The sequence below is a fragment of the Pseudomonas sp. EL_65y_Pfl1_R83 genome, assembly GCF_963970695.1.
Taxonomy (GTDB): Bacteria; Pseudomonadota; Gammaproteobacteria; order Pseudomonadales; family Pseudomonadaceae; genus Aquipseudomonas; species Aquipseudomonas tritici.
Genome location: NZ_CAXAQI010000001.1, coordinates 257,373 through 282,088, shown reverse-complemented (window position 1 = coordinate 282,088; position 24,716 = coordinate 257,373). Strand labels below are relative to the sequence as shown.

At 61.6% G+C, this 24,716-nt stretch carries 23 protein-coding genes and 2 pseudogenes; 8 read left to right on the top strand and 17 right to left on the bottom strand.

All coding sequences use genetic code 11. From position 1 onward, the window contains the following. Window positions 1-188: 188 nt before the first annotated feature. The 7 genes from AACY08_RS01305 to AACY08_RS01275 form a co-directional block, all read right to left on the bottom strand. Window positions 189-527, bottom strand: coding sequence for a Na+/H+ antiporter subunit G (locus AACY08_RS01305; RefSeq protein WP_010209506.1), 339 nt, complete (start codon window positions 525-527; stop codon window positions 189-191). After that, window positions 524-802: a K+/H+ antiporter subunit F gene (locus tag AACY08_RS01300; protein WP_339467467.1), complete on the bottom strand. Its 279-nt coding sequence runs from the start codon at window positions 800-802 to the stop codon at window positions 524-526. Before AACY08_RS01300 ends, AACY08_RS01305 begins: the two co-directional genes overlap by 4 nt. After that, window positions 799-1,287 (bottom strand): Na+/H+ antiporter subunit E, encoded by a 489-nt coding sequence (locus tag AACY08_RS01295; protein WP_339417917.1) that lies wholly within the window; start codon window positions 1,285-1,287, stop codon window positions 799-801. The genes AACY08_RS01300 and AACY08_RS01295 overlap by 4 nt, the downstream gene beginning before the upstream one ends. Further along, the gene (locus AACY08_RS01290) at window positions 1,284-2,966 is read right to left on the bottom strand and encodes a monovalent cation/H+ antiporter subunit D (protein ID WP_339467465.1); all 1,683 of its coding nucleotides are present in this window, start codon (window positions 2,964-2,966) and stop codon (window positions 1,284-1,286) included. Before AACY08_RS01290 ends, AACY08_RS01295 begins: the two co-directional genes overlap by 4 nt. Further along, window positions 2,963-3,307 carry a Na+/H+ antiporter subunit C gene (locus AACY08_RS01285; protein ID WP_003192163.1) on the bottom strand — a complete coding sequence of 115 codons (345 nt, stop codon included), beginning with the start codon at window positions 3,305-3,307 and terminating at the stop codon, window positions 2,963-2,965. Before AACY08_RS01285 ends, AACY08_RS01290 begins: the two co-directional genes overlap by 4 nt. After that, window positions 3,307-6,228, bottom strand: a complete 2,922-nt coding sequence (locus AACY08_RS01280) for a monovalent cation/H+ antiporter subunit A (protein WP_339467463.1) — start codon at window positions 6,226-6,228, stop codon at window positions 3,307-3,309. Before AACY08_RS01280 ends, AACY08_RS01285 begins: the two co-directional genes overlap by 1 nt. Before the next feature lie 167 nt (window positions 6,229-6,395). Continuing rightward, window positions 6,396-7,325, bottom strand: a complete 930-nt coding sequence (locus tag AACY08_RS01275; RefSeq protein WP_339467461.1) for a DMT family transporter — start codon at window positions 7,323-7,325, stop codon at window positions 6,396-6,398. Between the two features lie 92 nt (window positions 7,326-7,417). Between AACY08_RS01275 and AACY08_RS01270 the strand changes: the two genes are divergently transcribed. The 4 genes and pseudogenes from AACY08_RS01270 to AACY08_RS01255 all read left to right on the top strand — a co-directional run bounded on the left by AACY08_RS01270 (window position 7,418) and on the right by AACY08_RS01255 (window position 10,124). Continuing rightward, window positions 7,418-7,981, top strand: a complete 564-nt coding sequence (locus AACY08_RS01270; RefSeq protein WP_339467460.1) for a helix-turn-helix domain-containing protein — start codon at window positions 7,418-7,420, stop codon at window positions 7,979-7,981. A gap of 154 nt (window positions 7,982-8,135) precedes the next feature. After that, window positions 8,136-8,362: pseudogene (locus tag AACY08_RS01265) on the top strand (SfnB family sulfur acquisition oxidoreductase); the annotation flags it as partial. A 31-nt stretch (window positions 8,363-8,393) separates the two neighbouring features. Further along, window positions 8,394-8,717, top strand: a pseudogene (locus AACY08_RS01260) (ATP-binding cassette domain-containing protein); the annotation flags it as partial. Window positions 8,718-8,729: 12 nt separating this feature from the next. Continuing rightward, window positions 8,730-10,124: an FAD/NAD(P)-binding protein gene (locus tag AACY08_RS01255; RefSeq protein ID WP_339467458.1), complete on the top strand. Its 1,395-nt coding sequence runs from the start codon at window positions 8,730-8,732 to the stop codon at window positions 10,122-10,124. 42 nt (window positions 10,125-10,166) lie between these two features. Here the strand turns inward: AACY08_RS01255 and AACY08_RS01250 are convergent, their stop codons facing one another. From AACY08_RS01250 to AACY08_RS01235, 4 genes are read right to left on the bottom strand one after another with little or no spacing between them, the layout of a single operon-like run. Next, the gene (locus tag AACY08_RS01250) at window positions 10,167-11,414 is read right to left on the bottom strand and encodes an efflux RND transporter periplasmic adaptor subunit (protein ID WP_339467455.1); all 1,248 of its coding nucleotides are present in this window, start codon (window positions 11,412-11,414) and stop codon (window positions 10,167-10,169) included. Then, the gene (locus AACY08_RS01245; protein WP_339467453.1) at window positions 11,404-12,882 is read right to left on the bottom strand and encodes a TolC family protein; all 1,479 of its coding nucleotides are present in this window, start codon (window positions 12,880-12,882) and stop codon (window positions 11,404-11,406) included. Before AACY08_RS01245 ends, AACY08_RS01250 begins: the two co-directional genes overlap by 11 nt. After that, window positions 12,875-14,092: an ABC transporter permease gene (locus AACY08_RS01240; RefSeq protein WP_339467451.1), complete on the bottom strand. Its 1,218-nt coding sequence runs from the start codon at window positions 14,090-14,092 to the stop codon at window positions 12,875-12,877. The genes AACY08_RS01245 and AACY08_RS01240 overlap by 8 nt, the downstream gene beginning before the upstream one ends. Next, on the bottom strand, window positions 14,089-14,793 hold the full coding sequence (locus AACY08_RS01235) for an ABC transporter ATP-binding protein (RefSeq protein WP_339467449.1): 705 nt from the start codon (window positions 14,791-14,793) through the stop codon (window positions 14,089-14,091). Before AACY08_RS01235 ends, AACY08_RS01240 begins: the two co-directional genes overlap by 4 nt. Before the next feature lie 360 nt (window positions 14,794-15,153). Between AACY08_RS01235 and AACY08_RS01230 the strand changes: the two genes are divergently transcribed. Next, window positions 15,154-15,912 carry a TetR/AcrR family transcriptional regulator gene (locus AACY08_RS01230; RefSeq protein ID WP_339467448.1) on the top strand — a complete coding sequence of 253 codons (759 nt, stop codon included), beginning with the start codon at window positions 15,154-15,156 and terminating at the stop codon, window positions 15,910-15,912. A 181-nt stretch (window positions 15,913-16,093) separates the two neighbouring features. Here AACY08_RS01230 and AACY08_RS01225 read toward each other — a convergent pair whose 3' ends face one another. Beyond that, window positions 16,094-17,152 carry an FUSC family protein gene (locus tag AACY08_RS01225; RefSeq protein ID WP_339467447.1) on the bottom strand — a complete coding sequence of 353 codons (1,059 nt, stop codon included), beginning with the start codon at window positions 17,150-17,152 and terminating at the stop codon, window positions 16,094-16,096. 53 nt (window positions 17,153-17,205) lie between these two features. Continuing rightward, on the bottom strand, window positions 17,206-18,822 hold the full coding sequence (locus AACY08_RS01220) for an NADP-dependent glyceraldehyde-3-phosphate dehydrogenase (protein WP_339467445.1): 1,617 nt from the start codon (window positions 18,820-18,822) through the stop codon (window positions 17,206-17,208). Window positions 18,823-18,985: 163 nt separating this feature from the next. Here AACY08_RS01220 and AACY08_RS01215 point away from each other — a divergent pair, with 163 nt between their 5' ends. Beyond that, window positions 18,986-19,861 (top strand): Dyp-type peroxidase, encoded by an 876-nt coding sequence (locus AACY08_RS01215; RefSeq protein WP_339467738.1) that lies wholly within the window; start codon window positions 18,986-18,988, stop codon window positions 19,859-19,861. A gap of 183 nt (window positions 19,862-20,044) precedes the next feature. Here AACY08_RS01215 and AACY08_RS01210 read toward each other — a convergent pair whose 3' ends face one another. After that, window positions 20,045-20,566, bottom strand: a complete 522-nt coding sequence (locus AACY08_RS01210) for a DUF3087 family protein (protein WP_339467444.1) — start codon at window positions 20,564-20,566, stop codon at window positions 20,045-20,047. A gap of 113 nt (window positions 20,567-20,679) precedes the next feature. Between AACY08_RS01210 and AACY08_RS01205 the strand changes: the two genes are divergently transcribed. Further along, on the top strand, window positions 20,680-20,856 hold the full coding sequence (locus tag AACY08_RS01205) for a hypothetical protein (RefSeq protein ID WP_339467442.1): 177 nt from the start codon (window positions 20,680-20,682) through the stop codon (window positions 20,854-20,856). A gap of 14 nt (window positions 20,857-20,870) precedes the next feature. Next, complete coding sequence (locus AACY08_RS01200) at window positions 20,871-21,071, top strand: DUF6021 family protein (protein ID WP_314566665.1); 201 nt, start codon at window positions 20,871-20,873, stop codon at window positions 21,069-21,071. 31 nt (window positions 21,072-21,102) lie between these two features. Here AACY08_RS01200 and AACY08_RS01195 read toward each other — a convergent pair whose 3' ends face one another. The 3 genes from AACY08_RS01195 to nuoM all read right to left on the bottom strand — a co-directional run bounded on the left by AACY08_RS01195 (window position 21,103) and on the right by nuoM (window position 24,662). Continuing rightward, on the bottom strand, window positions 21,103-21,339 hold the full coding sequence (locus AACY08_RS01195) for a DUF6555 family protein (protein WP_339417897.1): 237 nt from the start codon (window positions 21,337-21,339) through the stop codon (window positions 21,103-21,105). A 319-nt stretch (window positions 21,340-21,658) separates the two neighbouring features. Further along, window positions 21,659-23,122 (bottom strand): NADH-quinone oxidoreductase subunit NuoN, encoded by a 1,464-nt coding sequence (gene nuoN / locus AACY08_RS01190; protein WP_049712664.1) that lies wholly within the window; start codon window positions 23,120-23,122, stop codon window positions 21,659-21,661. 7 nt (window positions 23,123-23,129) lie between these two features. After that, window positions 23,130-24,662, bottom strand: coding sequence for an NADH-quinone oxidoreductase subunit M (nuoM, locus tag AACY08_RS01185; RefSeq protein ID WP_049712665.1), 1,533 nt, complete (start codon window positions 24,660-24,662; stop codon window positions 23,130-23,132). Window positions 24,663-24,716 lie beyond the last annotated feature (54 nt).

The following is a 24,716-nucleotide window of genomic DNA, read 5'->3' as shown; positions in this document are numbered from 1 at the left end:
CCTTTTCCTGATACCTGATGTTCGAAAGGCGTCCCCGCCACACATCCGATCTTTCGCCAAGTACCCATCCAAATGTGGGAGCGGGCTTGCTCGCGAATGCGGTGTATCAATCGCCACTATCATCAACTGACAGACCGCATTCGCGAGCAAGCCCGCTCCCACATTTTTGACCGTGTTCATTCAAGGGATCAGCGGCGGCTGCTGACCTCGGCGGGGACGTCATCACCGGCCATGCGCTTGCGGAACAGTCCGGTGCGGGCCAATAGCAATGTGGTCACCGGCACCGTGATCGACAACAAAATCGGAATCAACCACCCGTGCAACACCGGCCCGGACTTGAGCACCGAAAAGTAGATGATCGACGCCAGCGCCACGCACCATGCGCCCAAGGTCGAGGCCAATGCCGGCGGGTGCATGCGCTGAAAAAAGTCCTTCATCCGCAGCAAGCCAATCGCGCCAATCAACGCAAACACACTGCTCAATACCAGCAGCACCGCCACGATCACTTCCACCCATAACGGCATCATTCAATCACCTCCCCACGCAGCAGGAATTTCGCCAGGGCAAACGAGCCTACGAAGCCAAACAGCGCAATCAGCAGCGCCGCTTCAAAGTAAGTGTCACTCGCATACCGAATGCCCAGCACCAGCATCATCAGCATCGCCAGGATGTACAAATAGTCCAGCGCCAGGACCCGGTCCTGGGCCGACGGGCCATTGAACAGGCGTAACAGCGTCAGCACCATTGCCAGGGAAAACAGGAACAGGCTGAACAGGATCGCATTGGAGAGCAGGTCGCTCATTCGAAGATCTCCATCAGGGGCCGTTCGTAGGCGTGTTTGAAGTGCTGGATAAAGTGCGCTTCGTCATTCAGGTCGAACACGTGGATCAGCAAAATACTGCGGTCCAGCGCCAGTTCCGACCAGACGGTACCGGGCGTGACGCTGGTGATCATCGACAAGACGGCCAGGCCATTGGCGTCGCGCAGGTCCAGGGGGATCTTGATAAAGCGCGAGCGCGGCGGGCGCGAGCCGCACACCAGCACGCCCCAGGCCACTTGCAGGTTGGAGGCGATGACGTCACGGCCCACCACGAAGAACAGGCGAATGATCACGCCGGGGCGGCGGATGCGGATCGGCAGCGGGCGCAGCGGCGCCATCAGCAGCGGTGCGAGAAAGCCCAGCAGCGCGCCCAGCAACAGGTTGCCGGGGCTCACCGACAGGTTCAGCACCAGCCACAACACCCACAACGCCAGTGACAACCACGGGGCGGGGAACAGGCGCTTCATGGTTGCACCTCCACGGCTGCGGCCTTGGCTTCAGGGCTTGGAATCGGGCGCGTCGCCATCACCGCCATCACATAGTGTTCCGGGTTGTTCAGGCTTTCGGCGGTCGCCTGGGTGTAGCGCATCAGCGGTTCGGCCTTGAAGGTGAGCAGGATGCTCAAGCCGAGCAGGAAGAAGATCGGCAGGCACTCGTAGCGACGCAGCAGCGGCGAAGGGCGCTCTTCCGGGGTCCAGAAACGCTGGATGCCGAGGCGGGCGAAGGCGATCAGCGAGGCCAGGCCCGAGAGGATCAACAGCGCCACCAAGCCCCAGGCGGCTGGACGAATCGGCGCATCCGCTGCGTTGCCCAAGCCCAGCGGATTGACCAGCGCACTCAACAAACTGAGTTTGCCAATAAACCCGGACAGCGGCGGCATACCGATAATCAACAGCGCACAGGCGACAAAGCTCAAGCCGAGGAACGCCATGGTCCACGGAATCACCTGGCCAACCACAGCCTTCTGTTCGTCATCAAGGTTGACGCCGGGGCGTGGATGCAGGGATTCCATGGCCTTGGGCAACGCATCGATTTCCTCATCCAGCGGCAGATCGTTGGCCGAACGTGAGCGCTCGATCAATTCAGCCAGCAAGAACAACGCGCTCAACGCCAGTGTGGAGCTGACCAGGTAGAACAGCGCCCCAGCAGTCAGGCTCGGCTGGGCGAAGCCCACCGCCGACAGCAGAATCCCGGCTGACACTAGAATGCTCAGGCTGGCCATGCGTTCCAGGCGCTGCGCCGCCAACATGGCCAACGCCGCGCAGATAATCGTTGCCATGCCGCCATACACCAGCCAGTCGCCGCCAAACAGCGCCGACGCACCGGCCTGGCCGGAGAACAGCAGGGTCCACAGGCGCAGCACGGTGTACACGCCGACCTTGGTCATGATCGCAAACATCGCCGCCACCGGCGCACTGGCCGAGGAATAGGCTGGGGCCAGCCAGAAGTTCAGCGGCCACATGCCGGCCTTGGCCAGGAACGCGGTGGCGAGGATCGCCGCACCGGCATGCAGCAGGCCGCGATCGGCTTCCGGCACCAGCGGGATTTTCAGCGCCAGGTCAGCAAAATTCAGGGTGCCGGTCACGCCATAGATCATCGCCGCGCCAATCAGGAACAGTGACGACGCCAGCAGGTTGATCGCGACGTAATGCAGCCCCGACGACACCCGCGCACGGCCGGAACCGTGCAGCATCAAGCCATAGGACGCCGCCAGCAGCACCTCGAAAAACACGAACAGATTGAACAGGTCTGCGGTGAGAAACGCGCCATACAAGCCCATCATCTGGATCTGGAACAGCGCATGGAAACTGGTGCCTGCACGATCCCAGCGGGCCATGGCGAACAGCAGCGCGCTCACGCCGATGATCCCGGTGAGCACCAGCATCAGCGCTGACAACGGGTCCACCACCAGCACGATGCCAAACGGCGCTTGCCAGTTGCCCGGCAGGTACACCCCGATCGAGCCGGGGCCGCCTTTTTGCGTCCAATACAGCAGCACAATGGCCACGCCCAGGCCAAGCATGCTCGAGACCAAGTTGATCTGCGCCTTCAGCGGGCGACGTTTTTCGCCCAGCATCAGCATCAGCGCGGCGGTGAGCAATGGCAGCAGGATCGGTGCAACGATCAGTTGGTTGACCCAATTCATTCCTTGGGCTCCCGGCCATCAACATGGTCAGTACCGGTCAGGCCACGCGAGGCCAGCAACACCACCAGAAACAGCGCGGTCATGGCGAAGCTGATCACGATCGCTGTGAGCACCAGCGCCTGGGGCAGCGGGTCAGTGTAGTTGAGCAGGTCCTGCGGCACGCCGTCCTTGATGATCGGCTCCTTGCCGATAAACAGGCTGCCCATGCTGAAGATGAACAGGTTGACCCCATACGACAGCAGGCACAGGCCCATCACCACCTGGAACGTCCGTGGCCGCAGGATCAGCCAGACGCCGGAGGCGGCCAGGACTCCAATGGCAATTGCGATGACTTCTTCCATCAGGCGGCTCCTTCTGTTGCAGCAACGACTTTGGCCTGGTTGCTCGGTTTATGCGCTCGCACCGACTGGTGACCGAGGGCAGTGAGCATCAGCAGCGTCGAACCGACGACCATGGCGTACACGCCGACGTCGAAGAACAGCGCGCTGGCGATGTGGATATCGCCCAGCAGCGGCAAGTTGAAATGCCAGGTATGGGTGGTCAGGAACGGGTACCCGGCAAAGAGTGCGCCGAGCCCGGTGAGGGTCGCCGAGAACAGCCCGAAGCCCATCCAGCGCATCGGCCGCAGGCTCATCTGTGCCTCGACCCACTGGGTGCCGGCCACCATGTATTGCAGGATAAACGCCACCGACATCACCAGGCCTGCGACAAACCCGCCGCCCGGTTGATTGTGGCCGCGCATAAACAGGTAGAACGACACCACCAGCGCAATCGGCAGCAGCAGGCGCACCAGCACCGCGGGCACCATCATAAAGCCCAGGGCGGTATCGCTGGCCTGGCGCGGGTTGACCAGGTCGGTGGCCACGTCCGGCGCCAGTTGGCGCTGTTGTGCGGGCAGTTGCATGCTTTCTTTCGACGGGCGGAAGCGGCGCAACAGGGCGTACACCGTCAGCGCCACGGCGCCGAGTACGGTGATTTCGCCGAGGGTGTCGAAGCCGCGGAAATCCACTAGCATCACGTTCACCACATTGCTGCCGCCGCCTTCGGGCAGTGCGCGGCTGAGGTAGAACGAGGAGATATCGTTGGGCGTCTGGCGGGTCAGCATCGCGTAGGACAGCAGCGCCATGCCGCCACCCACCACGGTCGACAACAGGAAGTCGCGCAGACGACGGATGCGTGCCTTGCGCAGCGAGCTGGGCAGTGGCGACACTTCTTCGATCCGCCGCGGCAACCAGCGCAGCCCCAGCAGGATCAGCACCGTGGTGACCACTTCGACCACCAGTTGGGTCAACGCCAGGTCCGGCGCCGAGAACCACACAAAGGTGACGCAGGTCATCAGGCCGCACACGCTGACCATGGTCAGGGCCGCCAGCCTGTGATACTTGGCTTGCCAGGCGGCACCGAGGGCGCAGGCGATCGCCAGTAGCCAGAGGGTAACAAACACGATGGAGCCCGGGATTCTCGGCCGGTCGCCCCAACTGAGGCCACTGTTGATCATTGGGATCATGCCGCCGATGACCGCCACCAGCACCAGGAGAAACAGCTGGGTTTGCAGGCGCTTGGTGCTGATGCGTTTTTCGATCTTGCGCACGCCGCGCATCATCACCACCAGGCAGCGCTCGAACATGCGCTTGCCGTTGAAGTAGCTGATCACCGGCGGGTACTTGAAGCGGCCACGCTTGAGTTGCTTGCGCAGCAGCAGGTACAGCACCACGCCGCCGGACATGGCTACCAGGCTCATGATCATCGGCGCATTCCAGCCGTGCCAGATCGCCAGGCTGTATTCGGGCAACTCACCGCCGACAACCGGCAGCGCGGCGGCTGCGAGGATCGAACCGACCACCTGGGCCGGGAAAATCCCCACCAACAGGCAAGTGAATACCAGCAACTCAACCGGCGCGCGCATCCAGCGCGGCGGTTCGTGGGGCGTGTGGGGTAGGTCAGTTGCGGGCGGGCCGAAGAACACATCGACCGTGAAGCGCAGCGCATAGGCCACGCTGAAGGTGCCGGCGATAGTCGCGATCATCGGCAGGGCGATTTCCACCCAGGCGGTCGATGACACGAATACGGTTTCGGCGAAGAACATTTCTTTGGACAGGAAACCATTGAGCAGCGGCACGCCGGCCATGGATGCACTGGCGACCATTGCCAGGGTCGCGGTAAACGGGATCAGCCGCACCAGGCCGCTGAGCCTGCGGATATCCCGCGTGCCGCTTTCGTGGTCGATGATGCCCGCCGCCATGAACAGCGACGCCTTGAAGGTCGCGTGATTGAGAATATGGAACACCGCGGCAACGGCGGCCAGCGGGCTGTTAAGGCCCAGCAATAAGGTGATCAGCCCGAGGTGGCTGATGGTGGAGTAGGCCAGCAGGCCCTTGAGGTCATTCTGGAACATGGCGCAGTAAGCGCCGATGAGGAGGGTGAGGGCGCCGGCACCGCCGACGATATAGAACCATTCTTCGCTGCCGGACAGCGACGGCCACAAGCGGGCCAGCAGGAACACGCCGGCTTTCACCATTGTCGCCGAATGCAGATACGCCGACACCGGCGTTGGGGCTGCCATCGCGTGGGGTAGCCAGAAGTGGAACGGGAACTGCGCGCTTTTGCTCAGGGCACCGATCAACACCAAGACCAGCATGGCCGGGTACAGCGAATGCGCGCGAATCTGATCGCCCGCCGCCAATACCAGGTCCAGGTCATAGCTGCCGACAATATGCCCCAGCAATATCACGCCCGCCAGCAGGCACAAGCCGCCGGCACCGGTGACCATCAGCGCCATATAAGCGCCGCGCCTGGCATCGGCGCGGTGGTGCCAATAGCCGATCAGCAGGAACGAGAACAGGCTGGTCAGTTCCCAGAAAAACACGATTTGGATCAGGTTGCCGGAAATCACCAGCCCGAGCATGGCGCCCATGAATGCCAGGAAAAACGCGAAAAAGCGCGGCACCGGATCGTCCGGCGACATGTAGTAACGCGCATACAGCGAAACCAGCGAACCGATGCCGAGCACCAGCATTGAGAACAGCCAGGCAAACCCATCCATGCGCAGCACGAAGTTCAGCCCAAGGCTGGGTAACCACATGAATTCCTCGCGGATCACGCCACCGTGGGCGATCTGGGGGTAGAGCAGGGCGACTTGAAGGGTGCCAACCAGCGCCACAAGGCCTGCCAGCAGGGATTCGGTGTTACGTGCATTGTGCGGCAGCAAGGCCGCCAGACAGCTGCCAATAAAAGGCAGAAGCAGTAGAACTATCAGGGACATAGGCTTCTAATCTGCGGGAGTTTGGGATGCATCATACGTGCCGCTTTCGCGATCACCAAACGGCAAGATGTGTAAGGATCCTACAGAAGCAGTCGAAGGCAGCTACAAGTGGCAGTCTTCAAGGGGATAGCCGGGCCCGAGCGTCTTGCCGCTTGCAGCGCATAGCATCAACCCTGACTTTCCGGCTCAACATCGGCCTTAGCCTCAACAGCTTTCGAGTTGCTCCTCTTCATCTCACTCACAATCACCGCCGCCACAATCAACACCGCTCCCAGCATCGCAATCGGCGGGAAGCGTTCGCCGGCAATCCGCCCCACCACGCCCGCCCACACCGGCTCACCGGCATAAATCAAAGTCGCCCGCGTCGGCGAAACACTCTGCTGTGCCCAGTTCATCGCGACCTGGATCACCGCACTGGTCAAGCCCAGGCCCACCGCGCTGAACAGTAGCAACCACGAAAACCCCGGCAGCGCTTCACCCATCGGCACCACCATCAGGAACGACAACAGCGAAGCGGTGGCCAGTTGCACAACCGTCACCCGGCGCACATCCACTTGCCCCGCGAATGCACTGATCAGGATGATTTCCGCCGCAATGGCGATGGCGCCGATCAGCGTAGCGATTTCACCGGGACTGAAATTCAACGACGCCCCCGCCGGCCCCGTCAGCAGCATCAAGCCGGCAAACGCCAGCATGATGCCAATGCTCGGCATCAACCCCGGACGACGGCCCAGCACCAGCCATTGCAGCAGTGGCACGAATGGCACATAGAGCGCGGTGATAAACGCCGACTGGCTGCTCAGGATGGTCTGCAAACCGATGGTCTGCAGGCCGTAGCCAAACATGATCGCTACACCGATAAACACACCGGCCTTCAATTCGAACAAGGTCAAGTCACGCAGGGTGCGCAAGGAAAAGCAGCCAACCACAATGGCCGCAGCAGCAAAACGCAGGCCGACGAAAAACATTGGCCCGCTGACGGTCATCGCGTGCTGCACCAGCAAAAAGGTGCCGCCCCATATCATGGTGATCACCACCAGGATGCATTCGGCTTTGCTGAAACGGTTGAAACGCGAAGGGGAGTTCGGGGTGGTCATGGCGGCTCGGTCTTGCAAGGGAAAGGCACGGACCGCACAATGCGCCGCACGCTGGGCAGTATACTGCGCACACCCACCCATTGAGCAATATAGTGCACAAAGAAAATCCGCAACGGGCCTCGGTCCTGCAGCACGTCAGCCAGAATGTTCGTCGCCTGCGCCATGCCGCCGACCTCAGCCAGACCGCGCTCTCGGAAAAGTCCGGGGTCAGCCGGCGCATGCTGGTGGCGATTGAGGCGGGGGAGAAGAATGTCAGCCTGTCTACCCTCGACCGCGTGGCCGAAGCGTTGGAGGTGGCGTTCAGCGACCTGATCCAGGCGCCGGATGTGCGTGACCACAGCCGCATCAATGAGCTGGCTTGGGCCGGTGAAATTACTGGCAGCAAGGCGGTGCTGCTGGCCAAAGCGACCGCGCGGCGTGAAGTGGAGCTATGGGAGTGGCGCCTCGAACCCGGTGACCGCTACTGCCCAGACCCGGATCTGGAAGGCTGGAGCGAGCAGCTGTTTGTTTTCGAGGGCAGCCTGACCCTGGTGGTGGGGGACGTTGAAAACACCCTCCATGCCGGCGAATTCTTCATGTTTGCCAGCCACCAGCCCCACGCCTATCGCAACGAGGGTGACGTCGCGGTGCGCTTCATCCGCAACGTGGTGATCTAACTGTCCGCCAGGCAACAGTAGCTGCACACTTTGCTGGTTTGAAACGCGCTCTACCGCGCTGATTTAACAGCAAGTCGCTGATTTTATTGGCGATTAAATTCAGGCACGACCCCTGCAATCACTCCAGCATCCCAACGGAGCCTGGAGTCGGCCCTTGTCTGCCCACCCTCAACACCCTGCCCATATCATCCGCTCGGACGCGGAAGCCATCGAGGTTGCCAGGCGCCTGGCCGCGCCGAGGTGTCCTATGTGACCGTGGACGAGGTGATCAAACTGATTTCCGCCGCGGACCCTTCACTGGGCCAGATCCCGCAGAACCACTTGGGCGTAGTGGACATCGTGCTGCAAACCGCGACCGAGGATTACTTCGGCAAAGTCCTGCCGCCAGGAGTGATGGAGCGTGCCGACACTCACCTGCACCGGGCTGACGCCGGGCGGCGAGCAACAGATGGTCGCCATCGGCCGGGCGCTGATGACGCGTCCTACTTTGGTACTGCTCGACGAACCGTCCATGGGTTTGGCGCCTATGATCGTGCAGGAGATTTTCGAGAGCATCGCGCAACTCAACCGTGAGCAGCAGGTGAGCTTTTTGATCGCCGAACAGAACACCAACGTCGCACTGAACTATGCGTCCCACGGCTACGTGCTGGATACTGGGCGTGTAGCCCTGAGTGGCAGCGCCGCTGAACTGCTGGCGCGGGGCGACCTGCATGATATTTATCTGGGCAAACAGTAAGGGCGACTCCGCATGACTGAATCCATCCGCAACGCTGATGTGCTGATCATCGGCGGCGGCCTGAGCGGCACGATGCTGGCCGTGCAACTGCTGCGCTTGCCGGGCAAGCGGCAGATTTTGGTGATCGAGCCGCGCGCTGAACTCGGCCGCGGCGAAGCCTACAGCTCCGTCGAACTGGGCCACACCCTGAACGGCAACGCGGCGCGTATGAGCGTTGACCCGGACAATGCCGACGACCTGACCCAATGGCTCACCGACTACATCGGCGCGGGCGGGTGGCCCGAGTCAGGCCAGCAGGCTGTGCCGATCAGCGAGCTGTTTCCACCGCGCGGGATGTTTGGTCTGTATGCCCAGCAACGCTTGGCCGAAGCCAAGGCGCAGTCCGCTTCCAGCGTCGAGCATGTGCGCGGTGAAGGGGTCGACCTGCAAGTGGATGAAGCCTCGACGCTGCTCACCCTCGATAACGGGCAGCAACTGCGCGGCAGCTTTGCGGTGTTGGCCACCGGCATGTTCCCGGCGGCGCGTACACCGCAGACCAAGTCCAGCGGCTTGAACGCGGCGGCGGTCGACCCTTGGGACGTGCAGGCGATGACCTTGATTGACCCGCAAGCGCCGGTGCTGATCATCGGTTCCGGGTTGACCATGGTCGACGCCGTGGTGTCCCTGGAACAGGCCGGGCATTGTGGGCCGATCGAAGTTTTCTCGCGTCACGGCCTGCTACCCCATGTGCGCCGACAACCGCCGAGCTGGGTGGATTTTCTCGGCGAAGACTACAGCCTGCGCACTCCTTGGCAATTGCTGCGTGAGGTGCGTCGCCAATGCCGGATTGCGCAAGCGCAGGGCATCGATTGGCAAGCGCCGCTGGACACGGTGCGCGCGCACATCGGTCGCCTGTGGAGCCAGGCCAGCGAGCGTGAAAAACGTCAGTTCGTGCGTCATGTAAGGCCGTGGTGGGAAAGCCATCATCACCGCTCGCCGCCGTTGAGCGCGCAACGGGTGGCACGGTTGCAGGAAGAGGGGCGGTTGCGGATTCGGGCGGCGTCTTACAAAGGGCTGGAACCTTCGGTTGAAGGGGTGACCATCCGTTTGCGTTACCGCGGCGAGCAAGCGGTCACTCAGGTTTCAGGGGCGGCGTTGATCAACTCCAGCGGCATCGAATACGACTGGCGCCGCGTGGCCCGGCCGTTGCCGCAGCAGTTGCTCAAGCGTGGGTTGATTCAGCCAGGGCCGTTGGCGTTGGGGATCACGGCGGATGCTTCGGGGGCGGTGGTGGATGCTCAGGGGCAGGTCAGCGCGCGGTTGTTTGCCATGGGGCCGCCGTTGCGGGGAATGTGGTGGGAAAGTACGGCGGTAACGGATGTGGCGATGCAAGCCAAGGCACTTGCCTTAAAGCTGACAAAAATCTAAATGTGGGAGCGGGCAAGGCCGCTCCCGCATTTGGATCTTCATTTATCTTGAGACTTTCACAAGTCCAGGTTTGAGGCCAAACACCTCAACCCCCTGCGCCGTGGACTGCCCAGTCGTCACCGTCACCCGCTCCACCGGCTTATCCATCGCCGCCCGGTATTCAACCGTCATGTCCGGCCCTATCGCCTGGCTCGGCACCACAATCGCCTGCGCATTGTTGTAGGTCACGATGGTCAACCGCGCACTCATCCCCAGACGCACCCGTTGCAACTGTTGCGGCGTGAGCCTGGGGATCGACAAGGTCACCGGAAACTGCGCGCTGCCCTGGCTGTCGGTGGCAATCGCCAAACCGCTCACCACGCTTACCGACCCTGTCAGCCGCTCCCCCTCAAAACCATCCCCCAGCACTTCCACCGCCTGGCCCTGGTGCAACTGGTTGATGTCCAGCTCTGACACCTTGGCAACGATTTTCAGCCGCTCGATATTTGCCAGGCCAAACAACACCTCACCCTGGCTGACCTTACTGCCAGCCTGCACCGGGGCATTGTTGTTGCCGCCGCCTTGGGAGGAGGCGCTATTGCCCGGCGGTGGCACCACGATGCCGGAGAACGGTGCCTTGACCTCTTTGCCTTCGAGCAGTTGGTGCAGCGCGTCGTATTTCACCGTGGCGTTGGTCAGTTCCATATCGGCGATCTGGCGGTATTCGCCCTTGCCCTGGTCGATCGCCTGTTGCAGTTCGCTGCGTGCGGAGGCCAGGTCCAGTTGTTGCTGCTGGGTCTGTTGCTTGAGGTCGTCCAACTCATTGCGCGGGATGATGCCGCGCTGGAACAGGTTTTCACTTTCGGTGAGTTTGCGCTGGGTGTTACTGGCGGTCATTTCGGTGGTGCGCAGGCTGCGGCGTGCACGGCTGACGGTGGGGCCGTTGTCCCAGTCCTGCATCTCTTGCACGGTGCGCCGGGCCTTGAGTTGGGCGGAGAGGGCGTCGCGCAGTTGCACCTCCAGGGTCGTCGGGTCCATGCGCAACAGCACTTGGCCGGCCTCGACCCGCTGGCCTTGCTCCACCAGATTGGCTTGCACATTGCCATCGAAAGGCGCGGTAAGGGTGATGGTGGTGTCGGGCTCGATTTTGCCCACCAGGCCGATCTGGTGCACCAGCGCGTCGGGCTTGACGGCCAGCCACTGCTCGCTGGTGCTGGCCGGCGCGGACGCAGGGCTGCGCAAGGCCATGCCCGCGCCCCCCAGCAGTACGATCAATACGGCGCCCAGCAGGCGTTTCTGATTAGTAGTCATTGAGGGCGATTTCCCAACTTTCCAGCGTCATGCCCAGCGTCAAGTCGAGCTGGGTCTGGGCGTTCAAATAAGCGATCAGCGCATTGAGCTGCGCGTTTTCGGCGTTGCGCAGGTCGGTCTCGAAACTCAGCACCTGGAAGTTGGTGGAGCGCCCGGCGCTGAGTTTTTCCCGTTCGATCTCGATCTTGCGCCGCGACAATTCCACGGCGCGCTGGGAGATTTCATATTGGCGCCAGCGGGTGCCGAGGTCGCGCACTACATCGTTGACGCTACGCTCCAGTTCCTGGCGCGCGTCGGTGATGCGGATCTGCTGGTCCTCCACGTTTACCCGTGCGCGGACTTCGGCCTGGCGCGTGCTGATATCGCCGATGGGGATTTGCACCTGCACCCCGGCGTAGCTGTCCCACGTGCGATTATTGCTGCTGCCGGCATCGTTATTGTAGGCGTCGCGCACCTGATTCGCGCCGGCTACCAGGTCCACCTGCCAGCGCCCGGAGTCCTTGGCGATCACCAGGTTGAGGTCAGCCTGCTGGCTGCCGAGCAGGGCCGCGAGGTATTCCGGCTGCTGGGTCTGCGCCAGGTTGAAGGCCTGGCGCTTGTCGATTTGCATCGGCCGGGCCTCCAGGGCTTCGGTGGCGCGGACCGGCGTGGACAGGTCCAGGGCCAGCAGGCGCAGTAGGGAGAGACGGCTGGTGTCCAGTTGGTTCTGCGCCTCTTCCACGCCCAGTTGCTGGGTGGCGATGTCGGCTTCGGTCTGCACGATTTCAAATTCGGCCATGCGCCCGGCACTGATCAGCGCCTTGTTGACTTGCAGCAAGGTGTCAGAGCGCTTGAGGGCGTCCTGCACGATGCTCAGTTGCTCCTGGGCGCGCAGCAGCTCGCGGTAGGTCGCGATGATCTGGCTGATGGTCTGCGCCACGGTGGCCTTGAGGTTCAAGCGGTTGGCCTGTTCCGACAGGCGCGACAGGCGCAGCGGTGCGGTGGTGGCGTCCCAGCCGGCGCCGCGCAGCAGTGGCTGGATGATCGCGAGGTCGAGACCGTCGCTGCGATAGCGGCCGGCGCGGTCGGCGTTGCTCAGTTGCTGGGTCCAGGCCATGCTCAGGCGCGTGCCGTATTCGCCGAGCAGGCTGGTGGCCGGCGCCACGCTGGCATTGCGCGCGTTGTCGGCTGAGCCGCGGGTATTACGGTAGTAGCTGTTGAGGGTGAGCTTGGGGCTGAACACATCTTCGGCTACGCGCAGGTCGAACTTCTGCGCTACCCGTTGCAGGTAGGCGCTGCGAATTGCCGGGTTGTTGCGCAGGCCCAGGTAGACTGCGTCGCCCAGGGTCATGGTGGTGGCCTGGGCATTCAGCGAGACGCCCCGATCGTAACCGCTGCGCGTGGTGCTCGGCGCCGACGGTTTGATCACCACGTCGGCGGCCACGCCAGGCAGGCTGACCAATGCGAGCAGCCAGAGCCATTTATTCATCGCGCAGGGCCTCCACCGGTTGCAACCGTGAGGCCGAGATTGCCGGGTAGATGCCGAAGAACAACCCCACCAGCAACGTGCTGCCCACCCCCAGCGGCAAGGCCGCGACAGCGAGTGCAAATTCCCAGCCCGACAGCCAGGCATACAGCCACGCGGCGGTCATGCCCAACACCGCGCCGCACAAGGCACCCACCGCCGTGAGCGTGATGGCTTCGAGCAGGAACAGGTTGCGGATGTCCCGCTGGCGCGCGCCGAGAGCCATGCGAATGCCGATTTCGCGACGCCGCTCCGAGACGTTCATCAACATCACGTTCATCACCCCCACGCCACCGCCCACCAGGGAAATCGCCCCCAGGGCCAGCAGCAGATAGGCGAAGGTGCGGCTTTGCCGGGTCATGCCGTCGATCATTTGCTGGGGCACCTGGATGTCCACATCGTGGTCGGGAAGTTGCGGTTTCAGGGCGGCGGCGGTGTTCCTGGCAACGCGCTCCATGTCCTGGCCTTGCGTGGCGCGGATGATCACGTTGCTGATCTGCGGCGTTGCGTAGATGCGGCGCATGCCTTCGGCGGGGATGAACAGTGATTCGTTGGCCTGCACCGGCATTAGCATTGCCCGCGGCTGGCCTTGCAGGATGCCCACAATCAGGAACAGGTAATCGTTGATGCGCACACGATCGCCCAGTTGCAGCGGATCTCCCGGCACGCCCAGGGCCTCGGCCACCTGCGCGCCGATCACGCCGTAGGTTTCGTTGGCATCAAAGCTCGACAGGAAACGTCCCTGTTGCAGTGCCAGGCGCATCGCGTCCTTGATATCCGGTGTGCTGCCGACGAAGTTGGTGTTGACGGTGCGGCCATGGAATACGATGGGCCCGCTGAACAATGTGAGGGCGCCAATGTGCGCGATGCCTGGCACCGCCTGGCGCACGGCGTCCAGGTCGAGGCGGGCGGGCATCGGTGAGCTGCTGCCGCCTTTAGGTGGGAACTGGGCGATCAGGGTGTCGGTGCCCATGTCCTTGAAGATCATCGCGGCATCCACCGCCGCGTTATGGCCGATATTAATCAGCGCCACCACCGACGAGCTGCCGATCACGATACCCAGCAGGGCCAGGATCGAACGCTTGCCTAAGGTGCGCAGGCTGACAAACGCTTCGTGCAGCAGTTGGCTGAGGCTTTGTTCGACCCGCAGGCTGCTCTCTCCCTGCTGGGTCATACGCAGCCGGCCTCTTGCACCACGCCATTGCGCACCAGGATCTTGCGTTCCAGGCGCTCGGCGATGTGCGGGTCGTGAGTGACGATGATCAGCGTGACCTGTTGCTCGCGGTTCAACGCCAGCAGCAGGTCCATGATGTCCTGGGCGGTGGTGCTGTCGAGGTTGCCGGTGGGTTCGTCGGCCAGTATCACCGAGGGTTTGCCGACCAGGGCCCGGGCAATCGCGACCCGTTGGCGCTGGCCGCCGGAAAGGTCGGCGGGGCGGTGGTGGGCACGGTCGGCCAGGCCGACTTGCTCGAGCATGCGCAGCGCTTGCTCCACTGACTCATGGCGCGATACGCCGCGATAACTCAAGGGCAGGGCGACATTGTCCAGGGCGCTGAGGCGTGGCAGCAGGTTGAAACTCTGGAACACGAAACCGATCTGCTGATTGCGGATGGCCGCCAACTGGTCGGGGGTGGCGTTGAAGATATCGTGGCCGGCGAAGTGGTACTGACCACAGTTGGGCAGGTCCAGCAGGCCGAGGATATTGAGCAAGGTACTTTTGCCGGAGCCGGACGCCCCCAGGATGCCGCAGCTGTCGCCGCTGTCGATGGTCAGGCATACATCATTGAGAATGCACAGGTGTTGCCCGGCCAGTTGATAGCTTTTGCCGATGCCTTGCAGGGAGATCAAGCCTGGGTGCGCGGGGGTATCTGTCATGAATACGCCTTCAGTCTCGCCGCGGCCGCCACCTCCTTTTGTAAAGCCTTGTAACAAGTTAAGGAGGAATTTTGGGTGCACGTCACAGATGGGTTTTGTTTCTTGTTTTTAAAATATTGTTTGAATACTAACCGCGTTCCAGCCGCTTCGCCAGCCATGGATATAGAGCGGTTTTACCTTGGCAAAATGCCACTTCCAGGGCGCGCGCAGGTTGCTCAAAACCCCGTCGACGTGCCTTGGCGAGCCCATCGGCCAAGGCTTTCGATCCTCGGGTGCTGTGTCAATACTTGCTTTCGAACGGCGGCCCCGGTATAAAAAATCAAATTATATTTTTAAACAATTTTTCCGCGTGGAATCTCTATGGTCGCGAAGAAAGTCAGCGCTCCGAACATTACCAAGACTCGATTGCTGGATGCGACAGAGGCTCTCTTCATCAAGTATGGATACGACGCAGTTTTGTTGCGGCAGATTACCGAGCGTGCCCAGGTCAACCTGGCGGCGGTGAACTACCACTTCGGGGACAAGGACTCCCTGATGAAAACTTTGCTGATGCAGCGCCTGGAACCGCTCAACGAGCAGCGCCTGGAACTGTTGGCACGCTGCGAAGCCGAGTCCGATGGCCCACTTGATTGCGACACCTTGCTTGGCGTGCTATTTGCCCCCGCCATGGGCCTGGAACGCAGCGATCCAGCCAGCGCGAGTGGGGAAGGGCGTTCGTTTATCCGGTTCCTGGGTCGGGTCTACAGCGACACGTCGCCGTTTATCCAGGAATACCTCAAGGTGCATTACCAGCCGGTGTTCCAGCGTTTCTTCGAAGCTTTCGCCCTGGCCTTGCCGGATCTGCCGCGCAATGAACTTGGGGTGCGCCTGCAATTTGCCCTCAAGGCGATTTCCGGCGTGATGGCCGGGACCGAGCTGCGCCTGCTGATGAACTCCATGAGCCTGGGCCGTCCGGCAACGGATGCCGAGGTGATGGCCAAGTTGATCACCCTGGTGTCGGCGGCGATCCGCGTGCCACAGCAAAGTCCGGAAGCGGAACATGCCTTGGCCAAGGTGCTGGATACCCAGCGGGCCATTCGTGAGCAGTCGATAGCGCCAGCGAACAAGGCGGCGCGCTAGCTCGAATTCCAGGCAAAAAAAAGGCCCGCTGGGGCGGCGGGCTTGATATGCAACGTTTGTAACGGATGAGGCTTCACACTACGTTCCGGGATGTGAATAAAACGTGAAAACTTTGTAAGGTAAAGTGTGAAAACCTTAAAATCTGTAGACGCATGGGGAATTTCTTTTTCTCCCAGCGAATTCAGATTTTCCAGCGCCCGGCACTCTTGGCCAGCCTCTGGCGCATCGCACCGATGTTCTGCGCCAGTTGCAAGGTCAGCAGCCGGTAGCCATCCAATGCGCTATAGACCGGCACGTCCAACCCAGGCTCAACGCTGGCGTGACTCGGCCGCTCCAACCGCTCCGTTAGGCCAGATTTCAACGCCCGTGCCATGCCCACCAGTTGCACGCGAATTTGCCGATGCTCGGCCTTCAATATCACCTGCATCCGCGCCATCGCCGGTTCGTCGCGAGGGTCAGGCCGGGTATTGCCGAGAATCTCCAGGGTGCTGATGCACATCCGTAAATGCCGCTGTATCGCGTCCAGTTCAGTCATGGAGATGCGTACCTCCTTGGACACCGACGGCATTAACGAGCGCAACTGCAACATCGCGGCATTCAGACGATTGAGCAGCTTCAGGTGTTTATCATCGGTGACCGACTCGCCATTGATGATCCGGCTGTAGATCTCGGCGCAATCGCGCAACGCACTGGCCATGTTGTAGCGCCAGGAGTACACGGCATACAGCGGCAGGGCGAAGGAAAAGGCCAGGGCGAGGGCGATGCCGATCAGGATATCCACGGTGCGCCATAGCCCGTCCGACAGCGGGTTGTCGCCGTGACCCGCGACGATAAACACAGTGATCGCCGAGAGCAACGCGGTGTAGCCGCCCTTGCCGATGGCGTGGTAGGAAAAGAAGCCGCACACCACCGACATCAGCAGATAGGTCAACAGCGGCTGGCCGACGTATGCCTCCTGCACCACCAGCAACAGGCCGACACTGGCGCCGATCAAGGTGCCATAGGCACGCTCCACGGCTTTCTTGCCGATATTGCCGTGGTGCTGCAAGCCGCCGATCACCACCAGCATGGTCACCGAGGCCCACTCACCATGGGGCAGGTTGAGGCCAGTGGTCAGCATAATCGTCGCCAGCAAGCCGATGGACACGCGCACGGCGTGGATCAGCTTGGCATGGCGATAGCGGCGGTACGGGTCGAGCAAGGGGCGCAACAGGCGCCGGGCGAAGAAGGGCAGGTTCATCGTTCTAAAATTGGCCTCTACGGTATGAATGTATGCGGTCAAATGTGGCGTTGTTAGAAAATGTAATCAGTGGTCAAGAAACTCGAATCACGGTTGCGCAATATATCGCTGACCAGCGCCTTGTTGCTCTCCTGGAATTTGGTCGCCACCAAGGTGCGGATTGAGAACACGCGCAATGCGTCATGTACCGACAACGTGCCCTCGGCCGAGTTCTTGCGCCCGTTGAAAGGGAAAGTGTCCGGGCCGCGCTGGCACTGGGCGTTGATGTTGATACGGCCGACCTGGTTGGCAAAGGTATCCACCAGGCGCCCAACTTCCGCGGCATTCGTACCGAAGATGCTCAGTTGTTGACCGAAATCAGAGTCCAGCACGTAGTCGATCACCTTCTCTACATCACGGTAAGGCACGATCGGCACCACTGGGCCGAACTGTTCTTCGTGGTACACGCGCATCTGCGGGTTCACCGGGTAAAGCACGGCCGGGTAGAAGAACGAACCGCGACTCTCACCGCCATGCTCATTCACCACATTGGCACCGTGTTGCGCGGCATCGGCCACCAGGCTGTTGAGGTAATCCACCTTGCCCACTTCTGGCAATGGCGTCAGCGCCACGCCGTCCTCCCACGGCATGCCGGGCTTGAGCGTGGCCAGCTTCTGGTTGAATTTGTCGATAAAGCTGCCGACGACGTCTTCATGCACGAACAGGATTTTCAACGCGGTGCAGCGCTGGCCGTTGAACGATAGGGAACCAGTAACGGCTTCGCTGACGGCATTGTCCAAGTCCACCTCAGGCAGCACGATGCCGGGGTTTTTCGCATCCAGGCCCAACGCCGCGCGCAGGCGGTGCGGCTTGGGGTGCAATTTCTTCAAGTCGCTGGCGGCCTTGTTGGTGCCGATAAACGCGAAGATATCGATCCTCCCGCTGGCCATCAGCGCGCTGACGGTTTCACGGCCGCTGCCGTAGATCACGTTGATCACCCCTGCCGGGAAACTGTCGCGGAACGCCTCCAGCAGCGGGCGGATCAGCAGCACGCCGAGCTTGGCCGGCTTGAACACCACGGTATTGCCCATGATCAGCGCCGGGATCAGCGTGGTGAACGTTTCGTTCAGCGGATAGTTATAAGGGCCCATGCACAAGGCCACGCCCAGCGGGACGCGGCGGATTTGGCCGAGGGTGTCCTGTTCCAGCTCGAAACGGCTGGAGCGACGGTCGAGTTCCTTGAGGGCATTGATGGTGTGGATGATGTAGTCGCAGGTACGGTCGAACTCTTTCTGCGAGTCCTTGAGGTTCTTGCCGATTTCCCACATCAGCAGCTTCACCACCGCGTCGCGTTGTTCACGCATGCGTCGCAAGAACGCTTCGACATGCTGGATGCGGTCGGCCACGCGCATCGTCGGCCATTCGCCCTGGCCCCGGTCATAGGCGCGCACGGCGGCGTCGAGGGCGGTCAGGGCGGTGGCGGCATCCAGCAGCGGCGTGCTGCCGATATGCACACGTTCGTCGCCCAGTTGCACCGGGCTCTGCACCTTGGCTAACGGGCCGTTCCATACCTGCAACTGGCCGTCGACCAGGTAATCGCGCTGTTCGATGGGCGCTGCCAGGCGCAATTGTTCGGGAATGTCGGCGGCGCAGGTGGGAAACAGCTGGGCGAGCAGGTTGCTGGTGGTCATGTCGCTACCCCTGGAATAGTTGAAAAACATGACTAGAGAGTCACCCATCCAAGGGCGGCGTGGCAAGGGCCAGCCGCATCAGAGCAGCCCGGTGACCTGGAAAACCTTGAGCACAAGCCCGCGCTGGCCGGGTAAACTTGGCGGCTTTCTTGAAGGCGTTCACATGAGTCAGTACCAGCCGGGCATTTTTGCCGCACCGGTGCCGTTGCAGGCACGCCATCTGTTTTTTGCCGTGGATTCCCTGGCCGCCGTTCCCGCAGCGCTGGATGCGTTGGTGCAGTTGGCCGATTCGGCGGCAGTGGTCGGTTTTGGCGATCTGCTGGTAAACGCGCTGGGCGCACGGATTGAAGGCCTGCGCACATTCCCCACCGTCAGTGGGCCGGGCGCGCATAACCCGTCGACACAGCAAGCACTGTGGGTGTGGTTGCACGGTGTGGATCGTGGTGAACTGCTGTTGCGCAGTCGCGCGTTTGAAAAGGCCCTGGCCCCGGCGTTTCGCCTGGTGCAGACGACCGAAGGTTTCCGCTACAAAACCGGCTTCGACCTGACCGACTACGAAGACGGCACTGAAAACCCCCATGACGACGCAGCGGTTGAAGCGGCCCTGACCGACAGCGGCGCCAGTTTTGCCGCGATCCAGCAGTGGCAGCACGACCTCGACGCCTTCGCCGCCTTGCCTGCGCAAGAGCGCGACCACATCATCGGCCGTCGCCACGGCGACAACGAAGAACTCGACGACGCCCCCGAGTCTTCCCACACCAAACGCACCGCCCAGGAAAGCTTTACCCCGCAAGCCTTCGTGGTACGCCGTTCCATGCCATGGGCCGAGAATGGCCAGGCCGGGTTGATGTTTCTTGCGTTTGGTCATTCCTTTGATGCGTTTGAAGCGCAACTGCGCCGCATGAGCGGCCTGGAAGATGGGATTGTCGATGGGTTGTATCGCATCAGCACGCCGCTGACCGGTGGATACTACTGGTGCCCACCAATCAAGGAGGGGCATCTGGACCTGAGTGCACTGTTCGTCACTGCAAGCCACTGAACATGTGCGAGGGGGGCAGCTACGTACCGGCTCGGCGGCTGTGAGCCCGGTTGCCTGCTGGTGCTGAAAAAAAGTCGGACGTTCCACGCGAATTTACCGCCTTGATTATCGCGATCGTCCTGCTGTTTATCTATGCAGGTACGGCGCTGTTTCGTAGCGAAGTGCCATGCTCAGCGCAATGATTCAAGGGGTTTTGAAGCTTTGCAGCCAGGCCGGATCGAAACGGGTTTGCTCGGTGTCCATGCCCAACGCGTGCATCTTGGCCTTATGGGCCTCGGCCTCACCAACCAATTGCGCCTGAGCGCTGGAGTTGGCGTCCAACTCATCCATTTGCGTCAGGCCCAGGTGATAAAAACGCAGCACCTTGATCGCCGTCGGGTCATTGGCCTGGGCCCGCTCGGTGACCTTGTGCATCACATTGGTCACGCTCATCAGGCTGCGCTTGAGTTGCCAACCGTACACCGCCGACGCCAGCCAAGGCTGGGTCCAGAACGGCCCGCGCACCAGGGCCAAAGTGATCAGCACCCCCGCGAAGACGCCGCCGACATTGAAGCGGAAGTTATCACCGCCGGGCTCGCCGAACAGCATCACTGCCAGGCTCGACAGCAGCATACCCAGGGCCAGGAAGAGCACCGCCACGATCAGCGTACTGCGCCGGGTCTGCTGGCGAAAGGTGACAGGGTCGCAGGGTTTGAGCTCGAACATCCGGGTCGTTTCTCCAGAAGGGGCGGGCATCATCTCACGCTTGGGCAAACAAGTTGAACGATGGCGCACAGCGGTTTCTCTAAATCTGTGTAGACCCTTTGAGGTGAACCAGCATGTCCGACTACAAGCAGCCGCCGCCCGGCACCCCGAACCCTGACCGCACACCGGGTGAAGAGGAGCGTGACAACGATGCGTTGCGCCCCAACGATCCGGCGGAGCGTCAGCACCACGACGTGGAACGCGTCGAGGAAGACCTGGAAAACCTTCACGACAAAGCCCGCCCGCTCTAAACAAGGAGATCGCCGTGAATAACCCACCGAAAGGTCCGTCTTCAGACGAGCATGCCAGCGGTAAGGATGAATTGGGCTTCGACCCGGATTCGCCGGATGTGGCAGACCCACAGGTCGACCCCATCGGCCCTGCCATTGCACCGCTGGACAAGGACAAGAAAGACCAGGCCGAAAAAAAGCCGCCCTACGATCCGTTGGGCGACTTGAAGCCTTGAATCGAGCCCCGCCTTTGTGCGGGGCTTTTGTTTATTTGGGTGCGATCCAGATGACGTCGGTAATGCCGAATTTCTCCGCCCAAGGCCGGGTAGTTTTCTTCACTTGTTCGTGGCCGACTCGACCCACGCGACTGACATGCGCAATGTCGGCATCAACGGCCGCCCAGTGCCATGCCTCGGCGTTGTTCATCACTTCGGCGCGCACCACAAAGGACTTCCGTTGACCGTGCAGTTGGTAGTTGATGGTGTAGATTTTTGCGGTACTCATGTTGCCTCCCTGTGTTGTTATAGATGGATACGGGAGCGTTCAAAAAGGTTCATTCAAAATGACAACCTGCGTGCTGACGCCCGCAGGCCACGGCGCACGAACCTTATCGCCTGAGCTTCGACGGCCAGAGCAATTACACCCTGTGGGCGCCCGTCGCACTATCGATGGCCGCACCAGGCTCAAGGTAGATGACTTGGCAGCGACACCGTGGACCTCAAGTACCGCACCAATCCGCACGCCGCAGTGTCCTGGCTCTTCCCCATAACGCAAAAACGGCGCCCGAAGGCGCCGTTTTTGTTTACTGCATCCCGCTAAGCGATCAAACGCCCAGCACCGCGTGCTGCACCAGGGTGAGCAACGGTTGTGGGTACACGCCCAGGAAGAACGCGAGCAGGGCAATGGCCAGCAGCATCACGCCGCCTGCCTTCTGTTCCCAGTGCAGCTCGGCGTCCACACGGCGCAGGTTTGGCTCGATCAGGTACAGGGTGACCATCACGCGCAGGTAGTAGAACACGCCGATGGCGGAGCCTAGCACCAGCGATGCAACCAGCCACCATTCATGCGCTTGAACACCGGTCGCCACGATGTAGAACTTGCCGATAAAGCCCGCAGTCAGGGGGATACCCGCCAGGGACAGCATCATCACGGTGAGTACGGCAGTCAGGTACGGACGGCGCCAGAACAGGCCGCGGTATTCGTACAGCGCGTCGGCGTCACGGCCTTTGAACGGCGAGGACATCAGCGTGATCACGCCGAATGCGCCGAGGCTGGTGATCACGTAGGTGACCAGGTACACGCCCATGGCTTCCACGGCCAGGCCCTTGCTCGCCACCAGGGCGATCAGCAGGTAACCGAAGTGAGCGATGGAGGAGTAACCCAGCAGACGCTTGAGGTTGTTCTGGGTCAGGGCCAGCAGGTTACCGAACAGGATCGAAGCAATGGCGATCACGGTCAGCACGTCGCTCAGCACGCCGGTGTTGGCGGCGGGGGAGATCTGGAACAGCCGCACCATCACCGCAAACACGGCCACTTTCGACGCGGTCGCCAGGAACGCTGCCACCGGCGCCGGGGCGCCTTCGTACACGTCCGGGGTCCACAAGTGGAACGGCACCAGAGACAGCTTGAACGCCAGGCCGATCAGCATCATGGCCAGGCCCAGTTGGGCAATCGGCGCAGGCATGCTGGTCGCCGCCAGCGCGTGCCCGATGCCGGTGAAGCTCAGGCTGCCAGCTTCGGCGTAGAGCAGGGCCATACCGAACAACAGGAACGCGGAACCGGCGGCCGACAGCACCATGTACTTGATGCCGGCTTCCAGCGAGCGCTTGTTGAAGAAGGCGTAGGCCACCAGGCCATAGGTCGGGATCGACAGCAGTTCCAGGCCGATGAACAAGCCGGCCAGGTGCTGAGCGCTGACCAGCACGATACCGCCGGCCGCAGCCAGCAGGATCAGCAGGTACAGCTCTTCCTTGTTGCCCGGGTAGCCGGTGCCGCCTTCGCCGAGGTAGGCGTGGGCGAGGGTGACGCAGGCCAGGGTCGCGACCAGGATCAACGCGATGTACAGCAGCGCGAAGTCATCGACCATCATCAGTGGCGTGACCGCCAGTGGTGCGACCTTGAGGGCCGGAATGATCGACAGCAGGGCCAGGTTGAGACCGGCACACGACAGCAGGAACGTTTGTGAGTGATTGCGGCGCCAGGCGATTGCCAGCATCACCACCACGATGGTGAGGCTGGTAATCAGCAGCGGCGCAAGCGCGATAAAGTGTTGGATCGTGAATTCCATAGCGCTCTTACCGGGCCGAAGCGAGTTGAGAGAAGGCGGTGCCGAACCACTGCTGCACGCCATGCATCGTCGCGGCAGAAGTGTCCAGGAACGGTTGCGGGTACACGCCGATGTAGATCAGCAGTACCGCAAGGCCGAGCACCATGATCAGTTCGCGAGCATCCATCCCTTGCAGGACGGTGTCGGACTTGGCCGGGCCGAAGTAGGCGCGGTGGATCATGATCAGTGAGTAGACCGAACCAAACACTAGGCCGGAGGTAGCAATCGCACTGATCCACGGTGTTTGCACGAAGGCACCCATCAGGATCAGGAACTCGCCGATGAAGTTACCGGTACCCGGCAAGCCCAGCGACGCGGCGGCAAAGAACAGGCTGATCGCCGGCAGGTAAGCGATGCGCGACCACACGCCACCCATTTCCCGCATGTCACGGGTGTGCAGGCGTTCGTACAGCTGGCCACTCAGGATAAAGAGTGCAGCGGCCGAGACACCATGGGCCAACATCTGGATCACGGCGCCTTGCAATGCCAACTGGCTGCCGGAGTAGATGCCGATCAGTACGAAGCCCATGTGGGAAACGGACGAGAAGGCAATCAGACGCTTGATGTCGGTTTGTGCGAAGGCCAGGAACGCGCCGTAGAAGATCCCGATCAGACCCAGCGTCATGGCGATCGGCGCGAACTCGGCCGAGGCGTTCGGGAAGAGCGGCAGGGCGAAACGCAGCAGGCCGTAGGCCGCAGTCTTCAACAGAATACCAGCCAAGTCCACGGAACCGGCAGTCGGCGCCTGTGCGTGGGCATCCGGCAGCCAGGAGTGGAACGGCACCACCGGCAGCTTCACCGCGAATGCGATGAAGAAGCCCAACATCAGGATGTACTCGGTGGTCAGGGACATCTTGGTTTTCAACAGGTCGGCGTAGTTGAACGTAATCACGCCCGTGCTGTTGAAGTTGACCAGTACCAGGCCCAGGATCGCCACCAACATGATCAGGCCGGAAGCCTGAGTGAAGATGAAGAACTTGGTCGCCGCGTAGATCCGGGTTTTCTTGCCGTCCGAAGAACTGTGACCCCAGAGCGCGATGAGGAAGTACATCGGCACCAGCATCATTTCCCAGAAGAAGAAGAACATGAACAGGTCGAGGGCGAGGAACACGCCGACAACGCCGCCCAGGATCCACATCAGGTTCAGGTGGAAGAAGCCCACGTGACGCTGGATCTCTTTCCAGGAGCAGAGTACCGAAAGGATACCCAGCAGGCCGGTCAGCAGGATCATCAACAACGACAGGCCGTCGAGGGCCAGGTGCACGTTGATGCCGAAGCGCTGGATCCACACGTGCTTGAACTCAAGCGCGAAGGTTGGATCGGCACCCGGTGCCGGAGCAAATGAATAGTCGCCATGGGCCCACAGCCAGAGGCCGAGTGCGAGTTCCAGGGACATGGTCAGCAACGCAATCCAGCGGGGGAGGGTGGCGCCGAAGCGTTCACCCATCCAGCAGAGCAGGCCGCCGATAAAGGGGATCAGGATTAGCCAGGGCAGAATCATGACAGGCTCGTTTCCTTTCGCAAGTTCGCAAAGTTGGCAGTGCAATCAAACATA